Annotated in this window: 27 protein-coding genes; 17 read left to right on the top strand and 10 right to left on the bottom strand. The window is 73.7% G+C overall.

Going from position 1 to position 20727, the window contains the following annotated elements; genetic code table 11:
- Window positions 1–181: 181 nt before the first annotated feature.
- Window positions 182–658, bottom strand: a complete 477-nt coding sequence (locus tag AC07FK_RS26165) for an NUDIX hydrolase (protein ID WP_479107382.1) — start codon at window positions 656–658, stop codon at window positions 182–184.
- 156 nt (window positions 659–814) lie between these two features.
- Between AC07FK_RS26165 and AC07FK_RS26160 the strand changes: the two genes are divergently transcribed.
- On the top strand, window positions 815–1570 hold the full coding sequence (locus tag AC07FK_RS26160) for a ZIP family metal transporter (protein WP_479107381.1): 756 nt from the start codon (window positions 815–817) through the stop codon (window positions 1568–1570).
- Here the strand turns inward: AC07FK_RS26160 and AC07FK_RS26155 are convergent.
- Both AC07FK_RS26155 and AC07FK_RS26150 read right to left on the bottom strand, forming a co-directional pair.
- Complete coding sequence (locus tag AC07FK_RS26155) at window positions 1559–2794, bottom strand: sialidase family protein (protein WP_479107380.1); 1236 nt, start codon at window positions 2792–2794, stop codon at window positions 1559–1561. The genes AC07FK_RS26160 and AC07FK_RS26155 overlap by 12 nt on opposite strands.
- Before the next feature lie 136 nt (window positions 2795–2930).
- Entirely contained in the window at window positions 2931–3449 is a 519-nt protein-coding gene (locus AC07FK_RS26150; RefSeq protein ID WP_479107379.1) for a metallophosphoesterase family protein, read from the bottom strand.
- A gap of 169 nt (window positions 3450–3618) precedes the next feature.
- Here AC07FK_RS26150 and AC07FK_RS26145 point away from each other — a divergent pair, with 169 nt between their 5' ends.
- From AC07FK_RS26145 to AC07FK_RS26135, 3 genes are all read left to right on the top strand, one after another.
- Window positions 3619–3810, top strand: a complete 192-nt coding sequence (locus AC07FK_RS26145) for a DUF6381 family protein (protein ID WP_479107378.1) — start codon at window positions 3619–3621, stop codon at window positions 3808–3810.
- 238 nt (window positions 3811–4048) lie between these two features.
- On the top strand, window positions 4049–4669 hold the full coding sequence (locus tag AC07FK_RS26140; RefSeq protein WP_479107376.1) for a DinB family protein: 621 nt from the start codon (window positions 4049–4051) through the stop codon (window positions 4667–4669).
- Between the two features lie 75 nt (window positions 4670–4744).
- Window positions 4745–5905: a carboxylate-amine ligase gene (locus AC07FK_RS26135; RefSeq protein WP_479107374.1), complete on the top strand. Its 1161-nt coding sequence runs from the start codon at window positions 4745–4747 to the stop codon at window positions 5903–5905.
- A gap of 32 nt (window positions 5906–5937) precedes the next feature.
- Here AC07FK_RS26135 and AC07FK_RS26130 read toward each other — a convergent pair whose 3' ends face one another.
- Entirely contained in the window at window positions 5938–6702 is a 765-nt protein-coding gene (locus tag AC07FK_RS26130) for a 2OG-Fe dioxygenase family protein (protein ID WP_479107373.1), read from the bottom strand.
- 142 nt (window positions 6703–6844) lie between these two features.
- On the opposite strand from AC07FK_RS26130, the gene AC07FK_RS26125 reads away from it, so the two are divergent.
- The gene (locus AC07FK_RS26125; RefSeq protein ID WP_479107372.1) at window positions 6845–7048 is read left to right on the top strand and encodes a hypothetical protein; all 204 of its coding nucleotides are present in this window, start codon (window positions 6845–6847) and stop codon (window positions 7046–7048) included.
- A gap of 75 nt (window positions 7049–7123) precedes the next feature.
- On the opposite strand, the gene AC07FK_RS26120 is transcribed toward AC07FK_RS26125, so the two are convergent.
- Complete coding sequence (locus AC07FK_RS26120; protein ID WP_479107371.1) at window positions 7124–8299, bottom strand: sulfite oxidase; 1176 nt, start codon at window positions 8297–8299, stop codon at window positions 7124–7126.
- Window positions 8300–8521: 222 nt separating this feature from the next.
- Here AC07FK_RS26120 and AC07FK_RS26115 point away from each other — a divergent pair, with 222 nt between their 5' ends.
- From AC07FK_RS26115 to AC07FK_RS26105, 3 genes are all read left to right on the top strand, one after another.
- Window positions 8522–9904, top strand: coding sequence for an FAD-binding oxidoreductase (locus AC07FK_RS26115; RefSeq protein WP_479107370.1), 1383 nt, complete (start codon window positions 8522–8524; stop codon window positions 9902–9904).
- A gap of 147 nt (window positions 9905–10051) precedes the next feature.
- Complete coding sequence (locus tag AC07FK_RS26110; RefSeq protein ID WP_479107369.1) at window positions 10052–10345, top strand: hypothetical protein; 294 nt, start codon at window positions 10052–10054, stop codon at window positions 10343–10345.
- On the top strand, window positions 10309–10566 hold the full coding sequence (locus tag AC07FK_RS26105; protein WP_479107368.1) for an arginase family protein: 258 nt from the start codon (window positions 10309–10311) through the stop codon (window positions 10564–10566). The genes AC07FK_RS26110 and AC07FK_RS26105 overlap by 37 nt, the downstream gene beginning before the upstream one ends.
- Window positions 10567–10604: 38 nt before the next feature.
- Here AC07FK_RS26105 and AC07FK_RS26100 read toward each other — a convergent pair whose 3' ends face one another.
- Both AC07FK_RS26100 and AC07FK_RS26095 read right to left on the bottom strand, forming a co-directional pair.
- The gene (locus tag AC07FK_RS26100; RefSeq protein ID WP_479107367.1) at window positions 10605–11174 is read right to left on the bottom strand and encodes an HXXEE domain-containing protein; all 570 of its coding nucleotides are present in this window, start codon (window positions 11172–11174) and stop codon (window positions 10605–10607) included.
- Window positions 11175–11198: 24 nt separating this feature from the next.
- Entirely contained in the window at window positions 11199–11954 is a 756-nt protein-coding gene (locus AC07FK_RS26095) for an aquaporin (protein WP_479107366.1), read from the bottom strand.
- 311 nt (window positions 11955–12265) lie between these two features.
- Between AC07FK_RS26095 and AC07FK_RS26090 the strand changes: the two genes are divergently transcribed.
- Complete coding sequence (locus AC07FK_RS26090) at window positions 12266–12427, top strand: hypothetical protein (protein ID WP_479107365.1); 162 nt, start codon at window positions 12266–12268, stop codon at window positions 12425–12427.
- Window positions 12428–12457: 30 nt separating this feature from the next.
- Here the strand turns inward: AC07FK_RS26090 and AC07FK_RS26085 are convergent, their stop codons facing one another.
- Complete coding sequence (locus AC07FK_RS26085; RefSeq protein ID WP_479107364.1) at window positions 12458–13201, bottom strand: SIR2 family NAD-dependent protein deacylase; 744 nt, start codon at window positions 13199–13201, stop codon at window positions 12458–12460.
- 161 nt (window positions 13202–13362) lie between these two features.
- Here AC07FK_RS26085 and AC07FK_RS26080 point away from each other — a divergent pair, with 161 nt between their 5' ends.
- The 6 genes from AC07FK_RS26080 (at window position 13363) to AC07FK_RS26055 (ending at window position 17101) form a co-directional block, all read left to right on the top strand.
- Complete coding sequence (locus AC07FK_RS26080; protein ID WP_479107363.1) at window positions 13363–14043, top strand: histidine phosphatase family protein; 681 nt, start codon at window positions 13363–13365, stop codon at window positions 14041–14043.
- Window positions 14044–14109: 66 nt separating this feature from the next.
- A complete protein-coding gene (locus AC07FK_RS26075; protein ID WP_479107362.1) occupies window positions 14110–14352 on the top strand; it encodes a DUF6296 family protein in 243 nt (80 codons plus the stop codon).
- Between the two features lie 132 nt (window positions 14353–14484).
- A complete protein-coding gene (locus tag AC07FK_RS26070; RefSeq protein WP_479107361.1) occupies window positions 14485–15342 on the top strand; it encodes a GNAT family N-acetyltransferase in 858 nt (285 codons plus the stop codon).
- 161 nt (window positions 15343–15503) lie between these two features.
- Window positions 15504–15833, top strand: coding sequence for a hypothetical protein (locus AC07FK_RS26065; protein ID WP_479107360.1), 330 nt, complete (start codon window positions 15504–15506; stop codon window positions 15831–15833).
- 150 nt (window positions 15834–15983) lie between these two features.
- Window positions 15984–16703 (top strand): class E sortase, encoded by a 720-nt coding sequence (locus AC07FK_RS26060; protein WP_479107475.1) that lies wholly within the window; start codon window positions 15984–15986, stop codon window positions 16701–16703.
- A gap of 110 nt (window positions 16704–16813) precedes the next feature.
- Window positions 16814–17101, top strand: a complete 288-nt coding sequence (locus tag AC07FK_RS26055) for a hypothetical protein (protein WP_479107359.1) — start codon at window positions 16814–16816, stop codon at window positions 17099–17101.
- On the opposite strand, the gene AC07FK_RS26050 is transcribed toward AC07FK_RS26055, so the two are convergent.
- Window positions 17098–17472: a hypothetical protein gene (locus AC07FK_RS26050; protein WP_479107358.1), complete on the bottom strand. Its 375-nt coding sequence runs from the start codon at window positions 17470–17472 to the stop codon at window positions 17098–17100. The two genes, AC07FK_RS26055 and AC07FK_RS26050, sit on opposite strands and share 4 nt — an antisense overlap.
- Window positions 17473–17632: 160 nt before the next feature.
- A complete protein-coding gene (locus tag AC07FK_RS26045; protein WP_479107357.1) occupies window positions 17633–18067 on the bottom strand; it encodes an Asp23/Gls24 family envelope stress response protein in 435 nt (144 codons plus the stop codon).
- Window positions 18068–18444: 377 nt separating this feature from the next.
- Between AC07FK_RS26045 and AC07FK_RS26040 the strand changes: the two genes are divergently transcribed.
- Window positions 18445–20331, top strand: coding sequence for a protein-arginine deiminase domain-containing protein (locus AC07FK_RS26040; RefSeq protein WP_479107356.1), 1887 nt, complete (start codon window positions 18445–18447; stop codon window positions 20329–20331).
- 108 nt (window positions 20332–20439) lie between these two features.
- The gene (locus AC07FK_RS26035) at window positions 20440–20595 is read left to right on the top strand and encodes a DUF6131 family protein (RefSeq protein ID WP_479107355.1); all 156 of its coding nucleotides are present in this window, start codon (window positions 20440–20442) and stop codon (window positions 20593–20595) included.
- Window positions 20596–20727: the final 132 nt, after the last annotated feature.

Genomic DNA, 20727 nt, shown 5'->3' with positions numbered 1-20727 from the left:
GCTCCGCCCACGGTAGACCACACGCGGTCGGCGCCGGGTAAGCGTGAGGCCCTCCGGTCGCCCGCGCGGACCCCACGGCCTTGCCCGCCCTAGGGCCGCCGTCCCCCCGGCAGTGTGGTGCGCATCACGCCGGGCAGGTCCGCGCCCGGGCGCCGGGCGCCCCGTCGGTGCGCGTGGCGGGCTACCCCGGTCGCTCCGCCAGGTGCCCGGCGAGCCGGTCGAGGAAGACGCGCTGGCCCGGTACGAGCCGCTCGTGCGCGCTCTCTGGCGTGCACCACGCGACCTCGTCGATCTCCGGGAAGTCCTGCCGCACGCCCGAGCCCCTCGGCCACTCCATGGTGAACGTGCCGAACTCCGCCAGCGCGGGATCGAGGTCCGCCTCGATCGCCCAGATCGTGACGATCTTGCCGCTCGGCTGACGGGACTCGCCGAGGGCGACGAGCTCTCCGTCGGGCACGGGCAGGCCCAGCTCCTCCGTGAACTCCCGGCGGGCCGCCGCCTCGGGGGTCTCGTCCGGCTCGTACTCCCCCTTGGGGATCGACCAGGCCGCCGTGTCGCGGCCGGCCCAGAAGGGACCGCCCATGTGACCGATGAGCACCTCGGTGCCGTCGGATGAGTTCCGGAAGAGGAGGAGCCCCGCGCTTCGTTTGCCCGACATGCCGTCAAGTCTCCCCGCCGGGGCGGCCCGACGCCATCGCGCACAGCCGTGTCGTGTCCGCCGGACGCCGCCGGTGGGCGTGCGCGTCGCGGACCGTTGGTGTGCGACGTGTCGCATCTCGGCGGTCCTGCGCGCCGCACGGGGTACATGGGCGCCATGGATCACGTGGTACTGGCAGGAATGTGGGGACTGGTGGCCGGTTCGGCCCTGCTCCTCGGGGCGGTGCTCGGGTACGGGGTGCGCATCCCCCAGTGGGTGGTGGCGTCGGTGATGGCGTTCGGCGCGGGAGTGCTCATCTCGGCGGTGTCCTTCGAGCTGGTCGAGGAGGCGTACGACCAGGCCGGGCTGGGACCGGCGGCGATCGGGACCGTGGGCGGCGCGGTGGCCTACACGGCGGGCAACATGTGGCTGGCGCGTCGCGGAGCCCGGCACCGCAAACGCTCCGGGCTCCGGCAGTCCCAGCCCTCGGAGGCCCAGCAGGCGGGGTCGGGAACGGCGTTGGCCCTCGGGGCGCTGCTGGACGGTGTGCCGGAGTCGGCGGTCATCGGCGTCAGCCTCGTCGACGGCGGGGCGGTGAGCATGGTGACGGTGGTGGCGGTGTTCATCAGCAACGTCCCCGAGGGCCTGTCGAGCTCGGCCGGCATGCGGCAGGCCGGCCGCGGCAAGGCGTATGTCTTCGGTATCTGGGGTGGCATCGCCGCCGCGAGCACGCTCGCCGCGGTGCTCGGCTACGCCGTCGTCGGCGGGCTGCCGACCGCCGTGGTCGCCGCGGTGACGGCGGTGGCGGCCGGAGCGATTCTCGCGATGATCGCCGACACGATGATCCCGGAGGCGTTCGAGGACGCCCACCTGGCGATCGGCCTGATCACCGTCAGCGGCTTCCTGGTCTCCTTCGCGCTGTCACACGCCTGAGCCGGGGCGCTCTCCCGCTCCGGTGGATGACAGAGCGTCAGGAGGGAGCAGAGTGAAACGGATGGTCTCGTGCGTGGCCCGGGGTCCCGTCTCGTACAGCAGGCCCACTCTGCCCGGGCCCGTCTGCACCAGGTCCGAGTAACCGGCCAGGTCCGGCGACACGGACCAGGCCGTCCGCCACGAACGCCCTCCGTCGTCGCTGGCGCGCACCCGCATCCGCCGGCGGCTGTCCGGGGCCGACGGGCCCGAGTACAGCAGCGGCGCGCGCCACGGCGGCCCGGCGACCTGGAGCACGCTGCCCTGCACGGTGGGGCCCGTCAGGCCGGTCTGCGCCCGGAAGGGCACGGACAGGGTCAGCCCGCCGTCGGCGCTGTAGGCGTCCGCGCGGGAGCCCTCGACGGCCCGGTCGTGGTCGCGGGCGTTGATGTAGACCGTTCCGCCGGGGAGTTCGGCGAGCGTGCTCTCGTTGAGCGCGAGGGGGCCGTCCACGGACCCGCTCACGTACCCCACCCGCCAGGTGTGGCCGCCGTCGTCGCTGTAGAGGGAGTGCGCGCCGCTGCGCCCCGTCGTGCCCGAACTGTGGTTCGCCGGTACGAGCAGCCGGCCCCGGTGGCCGCCCTGCCGCAGGGCGACCGCGTGGCCGGGACCGACGGCGTACCAGCGCCAGTGGGCCGGCTTGACCGCCCCGGTGATGTCCCGCTGCGGCGACCAGCTCCGGCCGCCGTCGGCGCTGCGCTGGACGTACACCCGGCGGACCGAGGAGGCGGCCTTCCCGGACCTCACCTGCCGCTCGGCGGCACCGCCCAGCGTCCGGCACGTCACCAGCACCACGTCTCCGCTGTGGGGGTCGACCACCGGCACGGGATTGCCCACCGTGTCCGTACCGGCGTCCGCGACCAGTTGGAGCGGCTGCCAGGTGCATCCGCCGTCGAGGGACCGGCGCAGGACCAGGTCGATGTCGCCGTCGTCCGCCGAGGAGTTCCGCCGCCCCTCGGCGAAGGCGAGGAGCGCGCCGCCCGGCACCTGGAGCGCCGCCGGGATGCGGAAGGTGGTGTAGCCCGCATCGCCCGACCGGTACGGCACGGACGCCGGGCACGGCCGCGTGTGCCCGTACGCCGCCCCTCCCTGCGCCGCGGGCGCGGGCTGCGTCCCCGTCGGCCCGAGCACGGCCACCAGGGTCAGCAGGAGGGCCGGTCGTCGGCGGGCGGTGGCACGAAGTCTCATCGCGTCTCTCGTCCGGTGCGGCGGGTACGGAGGTGCGGCGCGGTGCGAAGTCGCACGCGTCCGCCGCCCGGAGGGAACATAGCGGCAGGAACCGCCTGTTGCGGCGCGCGCCACGCCTGCGGGCCCGGCCGGCCGCTCAGACGCGGGACGTCCGGGGGCGGGGCGGCAGGGGGTGCAGCCGGACCTCGCTCAGCCGGCCGCCCTCGGCGACGGCGGTCATGTACGTGCAGTACGGCTCCCGCCGCCGGTCGGTCGGCGAACCCGGGTTGAGCAGCCGCAGCCCACCGGGAGCGGTGCTGTCCCAGGGGATGTGACTGTGGCCGAACACCAGCACGTCCAGGTCGGGGAACCGTTCCTCACACCTGCGCTCCCGCCCCTGGGTGCCGCCGGTCTCGTGCACGACGCCGAACCGCAGCCCCCCGAACTCGGCCCGCGCCACCTCCGGCAGCCGCGCCCGCAACTCCGGGCCGTCGTTGTTGCCGTAGACGCCGACCAGAAGCCGTGAGCGCGCTTCGAGCAGGTCCAGCGTGGCCGCGTCCACCCAGTCCCCGGCATGGACGACCGCGTCGGCCTCCTCGAGCCGCGCGAGGAGCTCGGCGGGCAGTGCCCGGGCTCGTTTGGGCAGATGGGTGTCGGACGTCAGCAGCAGGCGCACACCCACCACCGTACGCACACCGCTGTCCCGCGCCCGACGGCTCACCCCTCGCGAGGGGTGATGCCTTGGCCTGGCCCGATAGCGGTGGGTGACCGTTCGGCATGCGCGCACGCGCCGACGCTGCTTCGCTGAGTGCGCCCCCCTCTGTCCTGTCACCCGAGGAGTGATCATGAGCGCTGCAGGTGAGTCCGGCGGCCGTGCCCAGGAGTTGCGCCAGATGGCGCGCGAGATGGACCAGGCCGCGGAACGTGCCCTCGACCCCGAGCAGCGCAAGCGGCTCGAGGACAAGGCCCGCCGCCTCAGGGAACAGAGCGAGCAGGCGAGCAGCATGGGCGGCGGGGACCTCTACCCCCCGCAGTAGCCCGTGCGTACGACACCGGCCGGTGGCTGCCCCCGCGCCCCGGGCGCGCGCGAGGCCACCGGCCGGTCACTTGCGTACACGGGCGAACCTGCGAGGGCCGCCCGCACGTACGCGGCCGCCGCGAAGGCACCGCCGGGTGACGGTACGCCGCCCCGGGCGGGCGCCGTACCGTCTGTGGCAGCGTGTGGACCGAAGCGTCCCACCGCCCTGAACGACCGGCCGACCGCAGGAGCATGCGATGGCGACACCACAGCGCGTGGTCCCGCTGCTGGAGCAGTTCGATTTCGCGCGCGAGCGCCTCACCGACCGCTTGAACGGCCCGGTCATGGACAGCGGCAACGGCACGGCTGTCGAAGTCGGCCCCCTGACCGACGAGGAGTACTTCTGGGAGCCCGTCCCCGACTGCTGGTCCGTCCGCCGCCGTACGGCGGGCCCGGGGCCGGGAGCGACCCTGCAGGCCGGGACGGGGGACTGGGGCCGCGACACGGCGCCTGCCCCGCACCCGTGGCCGCCGCCGTTCACCACCCTCGCGTGGCGCCTCGACCACCTCACCGAACTGCTGGCCCTGCGCGCCGACCACACGACCGGCAGCCGCACCCTGACCCGCGACGACCACCGCGCCAGGGGGGACGCCGCCGGGGCCGTCGCCGCCTTCGACGCCGCCGCCGCGGCGTGGCGCGGGACGCTGCTCGGCGTCGGCGACTCGGCGCTCGACACCGTCGGATTCAGCACCTACCCCCACGGCAGCGACCCGGAGGACCCCCTCATCGACGTCGTCTGGTGGGTCAACCAGGAACTGCTGCACCACGGAGCCGAGATCGCCCTTCTCCGCGATCTCTACCGCGCACAGCCGCGCTGACGGCGGGCGGGACGGTTCCGGCGGTGTGCGGCGGTGCACGGCGACAGAAGCGCCGCACCGCGTGATGCTGATGCCGTGAGCATTCAGGACCATGGACAACGTGACCCGGCGGCCCCCGCCCAGGCGCCCTCCGTGGGCGTCGAGGAGGAGTACTTCCTCGTCCACCCCGCGACCCGGCGGATGGAACCGGCGGGCGCCGCGGTCGTCGCGCGGGCCGCCGAGGTGCTGGGCGACCTCGTCTCCGGCGAGTTCACCCAGTACCAGATCGAGGGGAAGACACCTCCCTGCGCGAGCCGCGACGCCCTGCGCCGGGAACTGGCCCGGGTGCGCGGCGCGGCCGTCGCGGCCGCACGCGACGAAGGGCTGCGGCTGTGCGCCTCCGGCACCCCTCCGGTGGGAGGCGGCGTACCGGACGACATCGGAGACCACCCGCGCTACCTGGCGGGCGCGGACCAGTACCGGGCGCTGCTCGACGACTTCGCCCTCAGCGCCTTCCACGCCCACGTCCACCTGCCCGACCGGGACGTGGCCGTCCTGGTCGTCAACCACCTCAGGCCCTGGCTGCCGCTCCTCGTGGCGATGAGCGCCAACTCCCCCTTCCACCAGGGTCGGGACACCGGATACGCGAGCTGGCGGGCCGTCATGCGCAGCGGGTTTCCCTGCCTCGGACCGCCCCCGTACGCCGCGTCACCGGCCGAGCACCGGCGGATCTCCGAGGCGATGGCGGCGTCGGAGGCCATGCTGGCGCCGGACATGCCGTTCTGGGACGTCCGGCTCAACCCGCGGCTGCCGACGGTGGAGATCCGCACCATGGACGTCCTGCCGGACATCGACGACACGGTCGCCCTCACCGCGCTCATCCGCGCGCTCGTGGTGACGGCGCGGAGGAAGGTCGTACGCGACGGCGACCCCGGCCCCCGCACGGGCGCGGAACTGCTGCGCGCCGCGTACTGGCGCGCGGCACGCGACGGCTGGTCCGGCGCGGGCGTCGACGCGTTGAGCGGACGGATCCTGCCCGCCGCGGTGCAGGGGGAGCGGCTGGTCGCGTACGTACGCGACGCTCTGGAGGAGTACGGAGATCTGGCCGAGGTCACGGCGTTCCTGCGGCGCCTGACGGAACGGGGCTGCGGCGCGCGGCTCCAGCGCGCCGCGGCCGCCATGGGGGCGGGTCCCGGGGCGGCCGTGGACGAGCTGGTCGCGGCGACGGCCGCGGCGCGGTGGGCGTTGCCCCGGTGAGCGTGCGGGGTCAGGGCCCGGCCGGCCCCGGCTCAGCGGGCCGTCAGAGTCGTCACCAGCACGTCGCGGTACGCGAGCCGGCCGGGGTCGAGCGGGCGGATCGGCGAGACCTGGTGCAGCGTGCGGCGGTCGTCCCCGAGCAGCAGGGTGCCCGGCTGGTCCAGCGTCGCCGCCACCACCTGCTTGCCGTCCGGGTCGAACACCGCGCTCTCGCCGCCGTCCGCGTTGCGCCGGGCGATCAGGAGCGAGGTGACGAGGGTGACGCCGTCCCGGTGCAGCCCCTCGGGGGTGGGCTCACCCCGGTCGTCGGCCGCGGCGACGACGCGGAAGGGATGCACGTTCACACTCCACTCCGCCGTCCGGTCGAGGGCGTCCGCGAGCTCCCCCAGCAGCCTGATGAGGGCCCTCAGCACGGGATCGGCCGCGAAGGCGTCGGTGAGCGGGTCGAAGTGGCGGTCCACCTGGACGAACAGCGGGTTGGTGTCCTGCGGCTGTACGAACGGGACGTGCGGCAGGAGCGTCAGCTCTCCGGTGCCCGCCGCGAGGGAGAAGCGCCCGTAGCGGCGCAGCCGGCAGGTCCCGCTCTCGGCCGCGTAGCGGTCGGGTGACAGGTCCTCCCAGTGCGCGGCGAAACGCTCCCACGCCCGCCGGTCCGTTCCCGTGCACGCCGTCGTGGTGTCCGGCGGCATCAGGTGCACACCGGTCGAGGTCAGGGCCCGTCGGGCGGCCTCGACCGAGGCGGTGCGGACCGGGTCGGGGGCGGCACCGGTCGTGGTGCCCCAGTCGAGGTCTTCCATTGACAGCGTCCGTCCACTTCGGTGCGGTGGCGCCCGGCGGCGTCCCGGATTCCATCGTCGGGTTCGTGGCGGCTGCCCGCATCCCGGCCCCGCCGCACGGGGGGCCGCGCGGCGACGGGAGGCCGTGTGGGACGATCCAGCCATGGATCTAGCGCCCCTTGAGCTGGCTGTCAGCCGTCTGCGTGAAGCCGAAGCCGCCCTGGACGCGGCCCGTGCCGACGTCGAGACCGAAGCCGTCGGCGCGGTGCGCGAGGGCGCGCCGGTCGACGCCGTCTGCGAGGCGTCCGGGCTGACCCCGCACGACCTGCTGCGCCTGGAGAAGACGACGGGCCAACTGCCCCACTGACGGGGCCCGCTCCGGTTGCCGTACGGATCGGCCGCACCCGTGCACGCGGCCGGGGTGGGAAAACGGGCGCCCGGTTCAGCCGTCGGGCAGGCACAGCACGGCGATCCGCTGCACGAGGTTGTTGCCGAAGCCCCCGCGGTTCCACGGCTGCTCCAACGGCTGCGTGCTGCCCGCCGCGTCGGTGGCGCGGACGCTCAGCACATGACGGCCCGGCCCGGCGGTCCAGGTCGCCCGCCACCGCCGCCAGGCCCACACGCCGCCGTCCGGCCGGGCGAGTTCGGCCCCGCTCCAGGAGCTGCCCCCGTCCGTGCTCACCTCGACCCGCGTGACCTCGCCGTACCCGGACCACGCCCGGCCCTCCAGCGGCACCGGTCCGGGACGTACGACGCGGGTCCGCGACATGAAGTCGGGGAAACCTGGCGGAACCATCAGCGCCCGCGGGGCGATGCGGGTGACCGGCTCGCCCGGCTCGTCGGCCGCCTGCCGGTAGCGGTACGCCACGGCCTGCTGGAAGCCGGTGAACGGCGTGTCGGTGAGGGTGATCTCGCGCAGCCATTTCACGTGCGCCATGCCGTACCAGCCGGGGACCACCAGCCGCAGCGGGTAACCGTGCTGGGGCGGCAGGGGGCGGCCGTTCATGCCGTACGCGACCAGCACCTCGGGGTCGCCGCCGGTGGCCACCGCCAGCGGCAGGCTCCACCGGTAGTCCTGCTCGACCCCGCGTTCGACGCCGTGGTCGGCCCCGCCGAAGACCGCCTCGACGGCGTCGGGACCGATCCCCGCCTCGTCGAGCAGCAGACGCAGCGGCACCCCGGTCCAGTCGGCCGTCCCGACCGCTTCCACCAGCCATGGCTGGCTCACGGGCCGCGGCGACAGACGCGCCCGGCCGTTGCCGGCGCACTCCATGGTCACGCGCCGCGTGACGGCCGGGAAGGAACGCAGTGCCTCCATGTCCAGCGTCAGCGGAACGCGCACCCGGCCGCCCACCGTGAGCCGCCACTCGTCGGCAGTGGCCACGGGGATGTCGTAATGGACGAGTACGTAGTGGAGCCCCGGCGGGGTGACGTCGTACCGCAGCGCTTCCAGCGGCAGCCCGTGGTTGCGCGCCGCGAGCGCGAGTTCGTCCGGGCCGATGCCCTCGGCCGGCCCGGCGACGCGCCCCGGCGTGCTGACGTCCTCCAGGTGTGCGATCACGCGTCCGCCGGAGTGCGCGCCGGTTCGTCCGGCGCGTCCTTCCGTACGTCCGTCCATGACCTCATGGTGCGCTTTTCCCGTCCCCGGGGCACCTGGCGGAGGAATTGCGCGGGTCCCGGACCGGCGGGATGCTGGACGTATCGGCCCTCCGGCGTGCTGGTCGCCCATGGACGCGGCTGAACGCAGGTGCCGGGCGCCGGCGCACGACCGCTCACCGGCGGGCCCGACGGGGGGAGAGGCCGGATGGGAAGCGGTCCGCGTCTCGGCAAGGAGAGGGTCATGGACGGGAGAACTCTGGAAGCCATGCGGACCGCGCTGCGCGGCCCGGTCATCGGCCCGCAGGACCCGGAGTACGACGAGAGCCGCACGATCTACAACGCCATGATCGACCGGCGTCCGGCCGCCATCGCGCGGTGCGTGGACGCCGCCGACGTGATGGCGGCGGTGGGTTTCGTCCGCGACAACGGCCTCGAAGCCGCCGTCCGGGGCGGCGGGCACAGCGGTCCGGGCCTGGGGCTGGTCGAGGACGGCGTGACCATCGATCTGTCGCCCATGCGGTGGGCGCACGTCGACCCCGCCGCGCGGACCGCGCGGGTCGGCGGCGGCAGCCAACTCGGCGACCTCGACCACGCCGCCCACGGCTTCGGCCTCGCCACACCCGCCGGCATCATGTCGACGACGGGCGTCGGGGGCCTCACCCTCGGCGGCGGACACGGTCATCTCACCCGCAAGTACGGGCTCACGGCGGACAACCTGCTGGCCGCGGACGTCGTACTGGCCGACGGCAGCTTCGTCACCGCGAGCGCCACCGAGCACCCCGACCTCTTCTGGGCCCTGCGCGGCGGCGGCGGGAACTTCGGCGTCGTCACCTCGTTCAGTTTCCGGCTGCACCCGGTGGGCACCGTGGGCGCCGGCATGACCGTGTGGCCGGTCGACAGCACCCGTGAGGTGCTGCGCTGGTACCGCGACTTCCTGCCGCAGGCGCCCGAGGACCTGAACGGCTTCTTCGCGACGCTCACCGTGCCGCCCGGCCCGCCGTTCCCGGAGGAGATCCACGGCCACAAGATGTGCGGGGTGGTGTGGTGCTGGACCGGTGACCTGGACCGCCTCGACGAGGCGCTCGCCGTCGTCGGCGAACCGGGCCGGCCGGCCTTCCACTTCGCGGCGCCCATGCCGTACCCGGCGCTGCAGACCCTGTTCGACGAGCTGATCCCCGCCGGCCTCCAGTGGTACTGGCGCGGGGACTTCTTCGACCGGATCACGGACGACGCCGTCGACGTGCACGCCAAGTACGCCGAGAACCTCCCCACCGACCTGTCGACCATGCACCTCTACCCGGTGGACGGAGCGGCGAGCCGCGTCGGCCCGGACGACACCGCCTGGAGTTACCGGGACGCCGTGTGGTCCGGCGTCATCGGCGGCATCGACCCCGATCCGGCCAACGCCGAGCTGCTGAAGCAGTGGTGCGTGGACTACTGGGAGGAACTGCACCCGCACTCCATGGGCGGCGGTTACGTCAACTTCATGGGCGCCGGCGAGCGGCAGGACCGGGTCCGGGCCGCCTACGGCGACCACTACGACCGGCTGGCGGACATCAAGCGGACGTACGACCCGCACAACTTCTTCCACGTCAACCAGAACATCGAGCCGGCGCAGCAGTGACTGACCCACCGTCGCCGGCAGACTCTGCGGACAGGGAGGTGCACGCGAACACGGACGTGCGGCGAGCAGCCGTCGTCGAGGCGCCGTCCGTACTCGGCCTGCGGCCTTCCGGCGTACAGGACGCGCCGGCCGGGCGAGGCCGCCTCGATGGAACTGGCCCTGGCCACGGGGCGCGGCCCGCCGCCCCTCACCGGCCTGGAAGGCCGAAGGCCGCTCGTACGGGACGAGGACGTCGTCGCCCTCGGTTTCCGCGACACCGCCGAATCGACCGAGGCGGGCATGCAGCCTCTGCCGCCGGGGCTGCACGCGGTCGGCCTCGACGGCGTGCGCGCGGTCGGCGCCCGGGCGGCCGCGCGCCGGGCGGTCGGCCTGCTCACCACCGGCGGGAGCGCCGGATATTGGGGGTGCACCTCGACGTCGACGTGCTGGACGACGCGGTGATGCCCGCCGTCGACTACCGGCTCCCCGGAGGGCTGACGTGGGCGGAGCTGGAGACCGTACTGCGGACCGCACTCGCCGGCGAACGGGCCCGGGGACTGAACGTCACGATCTTCAACGTCACGATCTTCAACCCGCGCCTCGACCCGGACGGGAGCATCGCCGCCCGCCTCACGGAATGCCGGGGCCGGGGGCTGTCGGCACGTACCGGACACCGGAGTTGACGCCCCCGGCGGGGGCGCGTGGCGGAGACCGGGGGTGGTCAGGGCCGGCGCGTGCCCGTGGGCCGGCTCACCACCCGCCGGGCCACCGCGTGCGCCCCGGCCGTGGCCGCCCCGGCGAGCGCCAGGCTCCACGCGAGGTCACGGGGCCGCGTGGGACGCAGGACGCCGGCCCTCCGCAGCCGCCCCCGGGCCCACAGCGTGAAGGGGACGACGGTGAGCACGGACGTGACCGAGCCCGGCGTGTACCGGCCGGCGGCGGCGGCCTGGGCGAGATGGACCAGCCCGTGCAGTCCGAAGCCGTTGACGGCCTGCTGGTAGAACGCGGAGCGCCCACCCGTGCGGTGCCCGTCGGCAGCGGCGGCGGTGACCACCAGGGCCATCGCGCCCACGGCGGCCGCGAACTCGCGGCCGTCGACGGACTCCAGGCGCCGCCACACCCACTCGGGCACTTGGGGCAAGCGGTCACGCAGCTCCGGTACGTGCGTACGGGACCAGTGCGGCATCGTGGCCACTTCCTCCAGGTCGTGCACCGCCCATGCCGCCAGCAGGCCGAAGGTGGCACCCGCTCCGACGCCGCCGCTGATCCGTTCGCCCCCGCGCTCGCTCATGAGTGGGCAGTCTGCCAGGACGCGTCAGGCGCGTCGCGAGAGGGGCCATCCCCGGACGCGACCGCCGGACGGCAGGCCGGGGGAGGCGGAAGAGGCCGTGGGCGGCCCGTACAGGAGGGTCGCCAGGCAGGCGCCGAGCACCCCGCCGAGCAGCTGTGCGGTGACGAAGCCCGGGAGTGACACGGGGGCGATTCCGGTGAGGGAGTCGGTGAGCGCCCGGCCGGCCGTCGCCGCCGGGTTCGCGAAGGAGCCCGACGAGGTGAACCAGATCGCCGCGGCGATGTACGAGGCGACCGCGAGCGGAGTCAGCCGGGCGCGCCCGATGCGTTCGAGTCCGTACACCACCAGCACGAGTCCGGCCGTGGCGACCGTCTCGCCGAGCAGGAGATGCCCGGCCGACCGCACCTGCGTGGACCAGACGCCGGGCACGCGGCCGAACATCGACTCGGCCAGCAGGCCCCCGGCGACCGCGCCCGTGAGTTGCGCGGCGATGTAGAGGGCGACCTCACGGCCGCCGAAGCGGTCCGCGGAACGCCGCCGGGACCACCAGGTGAAGAGGGTGATCACCGGGTTGAGATGGGCGCCCGAGACGGGGCTGAGCAGCACGATGAGCAGGCCGAGCCCGATGGCCGAGGCGAGGGTGTTGGCGAGGAGCTGCACCCCGGTGTCCCGGCTGAGGCCCGCGGCCTGGATTCCGGAGCCGACGATGACGGCCACCAGGGCCGCCGTGCCGACCAGTTCGGCGGCTGCTCGGCGTGGCAGAGCCGTGTCGATCCCCATACTGCGGTTCCTCCCCGTACCCCCGGACGCTGTTAATGGAAAATGTATTCCGTATCTTGGAAATCGGGGAGAGTGCCGTCCGGAGGGTGGACATCCGCGCGTCCGGCAGGACCCCGCCGCGGCGGCGCCGGAAGGCCCGCGGACCGGGATCGGGCACCTGCCATGAGCGGCGCGGCGGCCACGCCGTAGGCTGCGGGCGCGGAGCAGGGCGCCGGGGCGGCCTGCTCGCAGCTTTGTGGACCACCTACACTCGTCCTCCGTTCCGGCTGCCGCCGGAATCCGCACGTACCGATTGAAGGGCCCTCTCCGACGTGAGTTCCGCGAACCGTGCCGACGCACCGATCTATGCAGACCTCGTGGAGGAGCGGGGCGACGTGCCCGCAGAGGTGCGCCAGGTCGCCGAGGAGACGCTGCGGGAGGTAGAGCAGGCGATGGACTTCAGCGCCGTACGGGCCTCGGCCGCGCGCTGGTAGGCGGGGCGAGCAGGTCGCGACCGCGCGGCCTCAGACCGCCAGGCGCTTGAGCACGGCGGGAAGCGCCGTCCCGATCGGCTCGCGCACGACCTCGTCGGCCAGCTCGTCGTAGGGCGTCGGCTCGGCATTGACGACGACCAGCCGAGCGCCGCGCTCCGCCGCGATCCCCGCGAGCGAGGCGGCGGGCTGCACCTTGAGACTCGTGCCCACGGCCACGAACACGTCGCTCGCCTTGGCGATGGACAGGGCCTCGGCCATCACCACGGGGTCGAGACGCTGTCCGAACATGACCGTGGCCGACTTGAGGATGCCCCCGCACTCACGGCACGGCGGATCCTCCTCGCCCGCCCCCACCCGCGCCAGCGCGTCCTCCATCGGAGAGCGGGCATGGCAAGCGGTGCACACCGTCGACCGCGCCGTCCCGTGCAGCTCCAGCACCTTGCGGGCGGGCATCCCGGCCATCTGGTGCAGCCCGTCGACGTTCTGTGTGAGGACCCGCACCGGCACCCCCGAGCGCTCGAGCTCGGCGATCGCCCGGTGGGCGTCGTTCGGCCGGGCCCGCCGCGCGGGGCTTTCGAACCGCATGCGCCAGGCGCGGCGCCGGATGTCGGGGTCGGCCATGTAGAAGCCGTACGTGACGAGCTTCTCCGCCTCCGGATCGCGCCGCCACAGGCCGTTCGGCCCACGGTAGTCGGGGATGCCGGAGTCCGTGGAGATCCCGGCTCCGCTGAGAACGGCCACCAGCGGCCGTCGGGCAGTGCCGTTGTCGCTCATATGCGTGAGCGTAGGCGGCGCCCGGTGCGCCGTCGACGCAATTGATCCCCGCCGCAACCGCTGCTCCCCGCCCCGCCCCCGGAACCGGGGAGGACGGCCCCGGCGTCCTCCGCTCGACGCGCTCCACGCGCACGACCGGCGACTCCCCAGGGGGCTCCTGCATGACGGGCACGGCCACGCGGTACCTCTACCTCGCCCGCCACGGCGAGGCGTCACCGGACGAGACGACCCTGACCGACGCCGGACGCCGGCAGGCCGTGCTGCTCGGTGAACGGCTGCGCGGGACGCCGCTGTGCGCCGTCCATCACGGTCCGCTGCCCCGCGCGGCCGAGACCGCACGGCTCGTCGCCGAACAGCTCGACGGCGTACCGCTGCACCGGTCCGAGCCGGCCGGCGACTACATCCCGCACGTTCCGCGCCGGGAGGAACTGCCGGCGGACTCGGCCGACGCCCTGCTGGACTTCCTCGCGCGGTTCCCGGCGGAGGAGCGCGAGCGCGGTCCCGCACTCGCGCGGGAGGCTCTCGCGCTGTTCACGGGTCCGGCGCAGGGCGCCCGGCCCCGCCACGAACTGGTGGTCACCCACAACTTCCTCATCGGCTGGCTGGTCCGGGCCGCTCTCGACGCACCCGACTGGCGCTGGATCGGCCTCAACCACGGAAACGCCGCCCTGACGGTGATCCGCTACGCGCCCGGCAGGCCGTCCTCCCTGCTCTGCCAGAACGACACGCGGCACCTGCCCGCCGACCTGCGCTGGACCGGTTTCCCGCCCGAGCAGTACGTCTGGGACACGTGGGACGGCAGGCCGGGAGCCCACCCCGCGACCCGGCCGCGCCGCCCGTAATGGGGGAGTATGGGGGTACGCATGTGTGAGCGCGGGGCAACGGCTTCTCAGCGAGGAGGCGACGACATGGGCAGGTCCGATCGCTACGAACTGGTCTTCGTGCATCCGGGTGCACCGACAGCCGTTCCGGACGCGGCGGATGTCGTGCAAGTGCACCGCACGGAACGCAGCGGGCCCGGCGGCCACCCGGTGTACGCGGACGACACCGGAATCGTCCTGGCCGAGATAAGCGACCGGGACGAGGTACGCATGATCGCCAGCGGCGGGCACCAGGACCCGGCCGTGGCGGTCCAGGTACGCCCGGCCTAGCCCGGTTCGCCGGTTGCCGCTGGCGCCGCCCGCGCGTTTGATGGGAGGGGGCCCGCCCCGGACAAGCCCGTCCGGAAGGGCCCGGTGTCCGGGTGAGGGAAGCGGGCACGGCGTCGGAAGGTGGATCGGATCGTGGAACTCGTACTGCGTCCCGGAAGGCCGGACGACGCCGCCGAGTGCGGTGGAATCTGCTACGCCGCGTTCTCCGGCATCGCCCTGGAACACGGCTTCTCCTCGGACGTTCCGGGCACGGAGGCGGCCGAGGGCATGTTCACGACCCTCCTGAACCACCCCGGCTTCTACAGCGTCGTGGCCGAGCTGGACGGCCGGATCGTCGGCAGCAACTTCCTGGACGAGCGCTCGTCCGTCGTCGGCCTCGGGCCGATCACGGTGGATCCGGCCGTCCAGAACGGCGGTGTCGGACGCCGGCTCATGGAAGACGCCATGCGGCGGGCAGCCGAGCGGCGCGTGCCCGGACTCCGGCTGCTGCAGAGCGGTTACCACGCGCGTTCGTTCGCCCTGTACGCCGGCCTGGGGTTCGAGTTCCGCGACACGATGGCCTGCCTGCAGGGACCGCCGATCGGAGGGACGGTGGCGGGGTACGAGGTGCGGCCCGCTACGGACGCGGACCTCGCGGCCTGCAACGACGTGTGCCGCAGGGTGCACGGCGCCGACCGCGGCGGCGAACTCGTCGACGCGCTCGAGGCGGGCACGGCCCGCGTGAGCGAGCACGGCGGCCGGATCACCGGTTACGCCACGGACCTCTCCTTCTTCGCCCACGCCGTCGGCGAGAGCACCGAGGACATCAGGGCCCTCATCGCCGCCGCGCCGTCCTTCGGCGGCCCCGGCATCCTCGTCCCCGCGTCCGACGGCGTACTGCTGCGGTGGTGTCTGCGCAACGGCCTCAAGGTGCAGCAGCTGATGAGCCTGATGACCATCGGGCTCTACAACGAACCCGCCGGCGCGTACCTGCCCTCCGTGCTCTACTGACCGGTCGCGCGGTCCGGGCCGCCCGACCGGCTCCCCGGCTGATTTCCCGGTGGTGTGAAGAGATGCCGTTGGGGGCGTTCGGGTGGTTGCCGCCCCGATGCGCAACCGAGGGCGGCCTCAGGGGGTTCCTCTGGGTCAGTGACGACCCCCTGGAGGTTCCGATGAACAGCACTCCGATTCCCGGGCTACCGCCGAGGACGCCGCGATGGGCGTTCGATCCGTACCGTTTCCACGGCCTGGACGACCTGGACCAGCAGCCCATGGCGGCCGCCGTCGACGAGGCGGACGACTACTCCCTGCTGGCCCCGCACCCCTCGCAGCGGCCGTCCTTCTCCCTGGCGGCCACGGACAGGCGCCGCCTGGACCTCCACGCGGCCCTGACCACCACCGGCGTCGCGCCCCTGCCCGGAGATCTCGAGGCCATCGACGTCCTGAGCCGGCTCGACGACCCCACGGTCAGGGCCGTACTGCGGTGGATCACCAGTCCCTGACCCGCTCGCGCGCCCGTGCGGGCCGGGCGTCGGGCCGCGGAATCGCGCCCCGGGGACGGGAACACCTCACCGGCCCACCGTGTTGTGGTGGAAAAGCCGGCCGCCGTCTTCGCGGGCGAGCCGTCCGCCCCCTCGTCGTTCCGGGATGCCATGTTCAGTCCCCGCACCGTTGTTTCCACCGCCGCCACGGGCGCGCTCGTCGCCGCCCTGGTGGGCTGCGCGGGCGCCGGCAGCGGCCGGGCGGACGCCAGGCCGCCGGCCGCCGCGGTCTCGGTCCTCCCGGCGGAGGTCTCCCCGCCCGCGCCCGCCACGGAGGCCGCCGCGCCCGCCGGCCGCGAGAGCCCCGCCCGGCAGCAGGCCGGAGTGATGGCCATACCGTCGATAGGCGTGACGGATCTGCGCGTCGTCCCCTACGAGGGAACGACCGACGACCGGGCCGGTACGAAGATCCAGGACCGTGGTGTCGCGGCCAGTCCGTACGGTGACGAGGGCGGCGTAGGCCCCGGCGAGATCGGCAACTACCTCGTCACGGCGCACCGCCTCTCCGCCGGCGGACCCCTGCGCGACCTGCCCTCCGTGGACGAGGGCGACTCCGTCTTCGTCACGGCGGGCGGCAAGGAGTACGAGTACGAGATCACCGAGACCCGCAAGACGTCCTTCCGCTCGGAGCGGTCGCTGGCCGAGCAGCGGGCCGCCGTTCCGGGCTCGCCCGGCAAGAAGCCGACCGAGGCGATGATCACGGTCTCCACCTGCGCGACACCGGAGGACGACGCGGCCGGCAACTTCTGGCGCGACGCCAACGGCAACCCCGAGCACCGCATCGACAAGATCGGCGTGCTGGTCTCGTCGCGGACGGCGACGGCCGAGTAGCAGGCCGGCGGTCGGGTGCGAGGTCGAACACCGGCGTACGCGATGTGGCTTGCGGGTGACGGGGGGCGTGCAACCGTGTCCGCGCGGACGGTTCGGCCGTTGCTCAAGTCATGATCAAAGCTAAGCGTGTCCTCGCCGTCGCGGCCCTCGCCGCCGGTGTCTCAGCCCTCGCCGCGCCGTCCGCGACGGCCGCCGACCCCTCCGGCGGTTACCTGCTGTCGGTTCCCGAAGAGCTCGACAAGCTCGGCTCGAGCGCCGTCCCCGTCGACCGCCGGGACGAGGTGCCGACGGTGACCGACCAGCTCAAGGGGCTCGGTCAGCTGCACAAGCTCAACGAGCTCCAGCAGTTCACCGGCATGGTGGCACCGCTCACCGGTGCGGTTCCCGAGCTGGGCTAGCGGCTCGACGCCGACCGCTCGATCGAGACGCCGGGGGGGCGCCCCCCGGCGTCTCGCCGTTTGTTCGGGCGCCCCGCACGCAGCCGGTGGCCGTAGTGCCGGACCCGTCGTGCCTCGGCGCAGCGCGCCTTCCGCAGCGGTTCCGTATGACGCTCCGCGCTCAGGCCGTTGTCGTCGCCGTCCAGGCACCGTCGGCCGCGCTCGGTCACGAGCGGCGCCGGCTCCGGGGCGGCGAGCGCGGCGCCCCACCACGACTGCCCGTCGGCCGGGGAACTCACCTTCAGGGACGACCCGTTGACGGCCCAGCTCGCCCCGCAGACGTAGGGGTGCGGAGCTGCCGGGACGAGCGCCGAGTGCACGGGCTGGTGCAATACCTCGACCGCCGCCGAGCGTGACGGCGTACGACGCCACGGCGTCCGGCGGTACGGCGTCCGGCGGTACGGCCGCCGGCCCGCGGGTCCGGCGGCCGTACAGTGGGCCCCCACCGCAGGGGCGGGCCGCTGGGCGGGGCGGGGCGTCCGAACGCGTCGGTCACCGGAGCCGCGGCTGCTCCTGCGACTCCTCTTCCTCCTCGTCCGGCAGCTTCACGTCGCTGACCGTGACGTTCACCTCGACGACTTCCAGGCCCGTCATCCACTCGACCGCCGAGATCACGCTCTCGCGCACGGACCCGGCGACGTCCGTGATCGACACGCCGTAGTCGACGACGATCTCCAGGTCGACGGCCGTCTGCTTCTCGCCCACTTCGACGTTGACGCCCCGCGAGACGGACTTCGCGGCACCGGGCACGCGCTCGCGTGCCGCCCCGAAGGCCCGGGAGATCCCGCTGCCCATGGCGTGGACGCCCGTCACGTCGCGCGCCGCCATTCCGACGATCTTCTCGACCACGCTGTCGGAGATGGTGGTCCGTCCCCGGCCTCCGGGGTCGCCCTGCTTCCCGCTGAGATTCTGTCCGGTATCGGTCATGACCGGTCGTTCCTTCCCAAGGTGAGGAGCTTGCCACCGTCCTTCCACGTTAGGCCCGCCCGGCCGACGATGCTCGGCGCGGCGGGAGAACCCGCCGCTGACCTGCGCGAACCCCGGACGGTCCGCGCTCTCGCCCTGCGCCCGGCCCGGGTCGGCCCCGGCGGCCGTCCGAGGCTCCTACCCGAGCGGGCCCCCTCAGCGCGTCATGCCCCGGGCCGACCTCTCCTCCTCCACCGGTCGCACCCCGCCACGTCTCCGGGATGATCTCGGCGCCGACAGGCAACGGACCGCCGGTTCCCGTCCTCTTCGAGCCTGACAAGCCGATCAACAGGAAGGGACGACGCATCGTGGGTACGAGCCATGCGAGACAGGGGGCAGTGGCCCTCACCGTGATAGGGGCCGTACTGGCGCCCGTGTCACCGGCGTTCGCCGCCGACCCGCCGCGCGCCGACCTCCGCGCCGACGTGAACCGGGACGGGCGGGTGGACGTCAGCGGAGCCGCGGACACCGAGGGCGAGGACACCTGGACGGCCCGCAGAGGGGCGGTCTTCCTCCCCAACATCGACGACGACACCCGGCGCTGCCCGGTCACGGGGCCCGGCGGCCGACGGTTGTCCGACGCCGAACTGGCCGCCTGCAACGACGCGTCCGACACCAGGGTCAACGGCGGCGGCGACGCGGCCGACCTGGCCCGGGTGCGGTCCGTACCGATGCGGAACCTGCCCGCCGCGGCGACCGGCACGCTGAAGACCGTCACCGGGGCCAAGAAGACGCGCGTCTTCGTCAAACGCTCCTCCGGCTGGACCGCGGTCACCGCCCGCACCCGCCTCACCGCCGAGGAGCTGCGCTCCGGAGTGGAGTTCGGCGTCGAGGGCACCGACGTCATACGCGACAGCGCGGTCTGGGACGGCCGCGCCGTCGTCCGCCTGACGGTGACCTCGGGCGCGAGGAGCACCTCCGACGACGTGACCCTGCGCGTCGCGCCGCTGCTCACCCACCACCACCTGCAGAAGGCACAGCAGTTGATGGTCACCAAGGTGCCGGGCGGGGACGACTACGCCCGCCGCCAGCAGGCGTTCGTCAAGAGCCTCGCGACCGGGGTCAGGGCCTCCGGGATCGACAAGCCGCTGGTCACCTTCGACAAGTACGGCGACATCTGGGCGCAGGACTTCGTCGAACCCGGCTACGTCAGCATGGCCGGACCCGCCGGCAGCCGGCGGACGATGCGCGTGATGCTGAGGTCCGCGCAGGCGGACCGCGAAGCCGGCCGCGAGCTGTTCGAGAAGCTGCGCGGCAACGGCGTGGGCGTCGTACAGGTCTCGGGGGTCCGCGACTCGGAGGAGTGGACCCTCAACTCCATGGGGAACCTGGAGACCGTCCCGCCGTACACCCACGGCGGCCGGTCCTTCCCGGCCGGGCGCATCATCATGGGCGAGCGCAAGGACAACGGCTCGAAGCCCGCGAAGGCGATGCGGACGCTGCTGAAGTCCCAGGGCCTCCAGGACCCGCTGCTCCTCGACACCTCGTGGCTGCACGTGGGGCACGTGGACGAGTTCGTGCAGTTCCTGCCCGCCGACACCCCGCGCGGCTGGAAGATCGGCATCGCCGATCCGGAGGCCGGCCTGCGGCTGCTGCGCGAAGCGCAGGAAGCCGGGCACGGCAGGACCCGGATGTTCTCGGTGCCGGGCGCCCCGGGCATGCCGGCCCCCAAGGAGACCATCGACCAGGCGCTCGCCTCGAAGTGGCTGGTGGCCGACAACACCCTGGCCGCGAAGCGGATCGAGGCGAACCTGAAGGTGCTCCAGCGCGAGACGGGCGCGACCGACGCCGAGGTCGTACGGGTGCCCGCGCTCTACACGCGGGGCACGGAAGAAGGCGAGCAGGGCGACCGCATGCCGCGGCTGTCGCGGATGGGCGCCGGCAAGGTGCCCGACGTGGTCCGTGAGTACGGGCAGCACAAGGAGCTCGCGCGACACGCGGACCGCTCCGGCGAGGCCCCGGACACGGTCATGACCAGCGCGTACGTCCCGGGCGCGGTGAACGGGATCGTACTCGGCGGGAATCGCTACCTGGCCCCGCGGCAATGGGGACCGGTCATCGGCGGCAAGGACGTCTTCACCGCCGCCGTCGATGCCGCGTACACCGCGGCCGGCATGAACGTGTCGTACCTCGACGACTGGTACACGTACCACCTCGGCGCGGGCGAGGTGCACTGCGGAACCAACACCCTGCGCGACGCGTCAGCCGCCTGGTGGGTGCGGTAAGCCGCCACGTCGTCGCCTGCCGCCCCCGGCGGCGCCGCAGGTTTGACGTGGTGGGGGGTGGGGACACGCTGAGTGGAAGGATCGTTCTCAGCAAGATCGGAGGACACCATGATCGTCCTCGGGCTCATTCTGCTCATCATCGGTTTCGTGGCCGGCATCTCCATCCTGTGGACCATCGGGATCATTCTGGTCGCCATCGGCGCCGTCCTCTGGATCCTGGGATCGGTCGGGCACGCGGTCGGCGGACGAAGGCATTACTGGTAGGAGTCACCTGAACGGGTGTGGCGGGGGGGGGGGGGGGGGGGAACCCCCCCCCCCCCCCCCCCGGAGGGGGGAAGAGAAGTCCCGGTCCCCCCCCAAAAACACCCCCCCCCGCCCTTTCGCCCCCCCCAAACC

The sequence above is a fragment of the Streptomyces sp. NPDC046122 genome, from assembly GCF_056429965.1.
This window is presented reverse-complemented; position numbering and strand designations above follow the sequence as displayed.

Excerpts from the sequence above, each read along its gene's own strand:
- AC07FK_RS26075 (WP_479107362.1), top strand. The coding sequence starts at position 14,110 with ATGGGCAGGTCCGATCGCTACGAACTGGTCTTCGTGCATCCGGGTGCA.
- AC07FK_RS26165 (WP_479107382.1), bottom strand. The coding sequence starts at position 658 with ATGTCGGGCAAACGAAGCGCGGGGCTCCTCCTCTTCCGGAACTCATCC.
- AC07FK_RS26055 (WP_479107359.1), top strand. The coding sequence starts at position 16,814 with ATGATCAAAGCTAAGCGTGTCCTCGCCGTCGCGGCCCTCGCCGCCGGT.
- AC07FK_RS26060 (WP_479107475.1), top strand. The coding sequence starts at position 15,984 with ATGTTCAGTCCCCGCACCGTTGTTTCCACCGCCGCCACGGGCGCGCTC.
- AC07FK_RS26160 (WP_479107381.1), top strand. The coding sequence starts at position 815 with ATGGATCACGTGGTACTGGCAGGAATGTGGGGACTGGTGGCCGGTTCG.
- AC07FK_RS26115 (WP_479107370.1), top strand. The coding sequence starts at position 8,522 with ATGGACGGGAGAACTCTGGAAGCCATGCGGACCGCGCTGCGCGGCCCG.
- AC07FK_RS26045 (WP_479107357.1), bottom strand. The coding sequence starts at position 18,067 with ATGACCGATACCGGACAGAATCTCAGCGGGAAGCAGGGCGACCCCGGA.
- AC07FK_RS26125 (WP_479107372.1), top strand. The coding sequence starts at position 6,845 with ATGGATCTAGCGCCCCTTGAGCTGGCTGTCAGCCGTCTGCGTGAAGCC.
- AC07FK_RS26155 (WP_479107380.1), bottom strand. The coding sequence starts at position 2,794 with ATGAGACTTCGTGCCACCGCCCGCCGACGACCGGCCCTCCTGCTGACC.
- AC07FK_RS26140 (WP_479107376.1), top strand. The coding sequence starts at position 4,049 with ATGGCGACACCACAGCGCGTGGTCCCGCTGCTGGAGCAGTTCGATTTC.
- AC07FK_RS26080 (WP_479107363.1), top strand. The coding sequence starts at position 13,363 with ATGACGGGCACGGCCACGCGGTACCTCTACCTCGCCCGCCACGGCGAG.
- AC07FK_RS26095 (WP_479107366.1), bottom strand. The coding sequence starts at position 11,954 with ATGGGGATCGACACGGCTCTGCCACGCCGAGCAGCCGCCGAACTGGTC.
- AC07FK_RS26120 (WP_479107371.1), bottom strand. The coding sequence starts at position 8,299 with ATGGACGGACGTACGGAAGGACGCGCCGGACGAACCGGCGCGCACTCC.
- AC07FK_RS26110 (WP_479107369.1), top strand. The coding sequence starts at position 10,052 with ATGGAACTGGCCCTGGCCACGGGGCGCGGCCCGCCGCCCCTCACCGGC.
- AC07FK_RS26145 (WP_479107378.1), top strand. The coding sequence starts at position 3,619 with ATGAGCGCTGCAGGTGAGTCCGGCGGCCGTGCCCAGGAGTTGCGCCAG.
- AC07FK_RS26100 (WP_479107367.1), bottom strand. The coding sequence starts at position 11,174 with ATGAGCGAGCGCGGGGGCGAACGGATCAGCGGCGGCGTCGGAGCGGGT.
- AC07FK_RS26065 (WP_479107360.1), top strand. The coding sequence starts at position 15,504 with ATGAACAGCACTCCGATTCCCGGGCTACCGCCGAGGACGCCGCGATGG.
- AC07FK_RS26130 (WP_479107373.1), bottom strand. The coding sequence starts at position 6,702 with ATGGAAGACCTCGACTGGGGCACCACGACCGGTGCCGCCCCCGACCCG.
- AC07FK_RS26035 (WP_479107355.1), top strand. The coding sequence starts at position 20,440 with ATGATCGTCCTCGGGCTCATTCTGCTCATCATCGGTTTCGTGGCCGGC.
- AC07FK_RS26085 (WP_479107364.1), bottom strand. The coding sequence starts at position 13,201 with ATGAGCGACAACGGCACTGCCCGACGGCCGCTGGTGGCCGTTCTCAGC.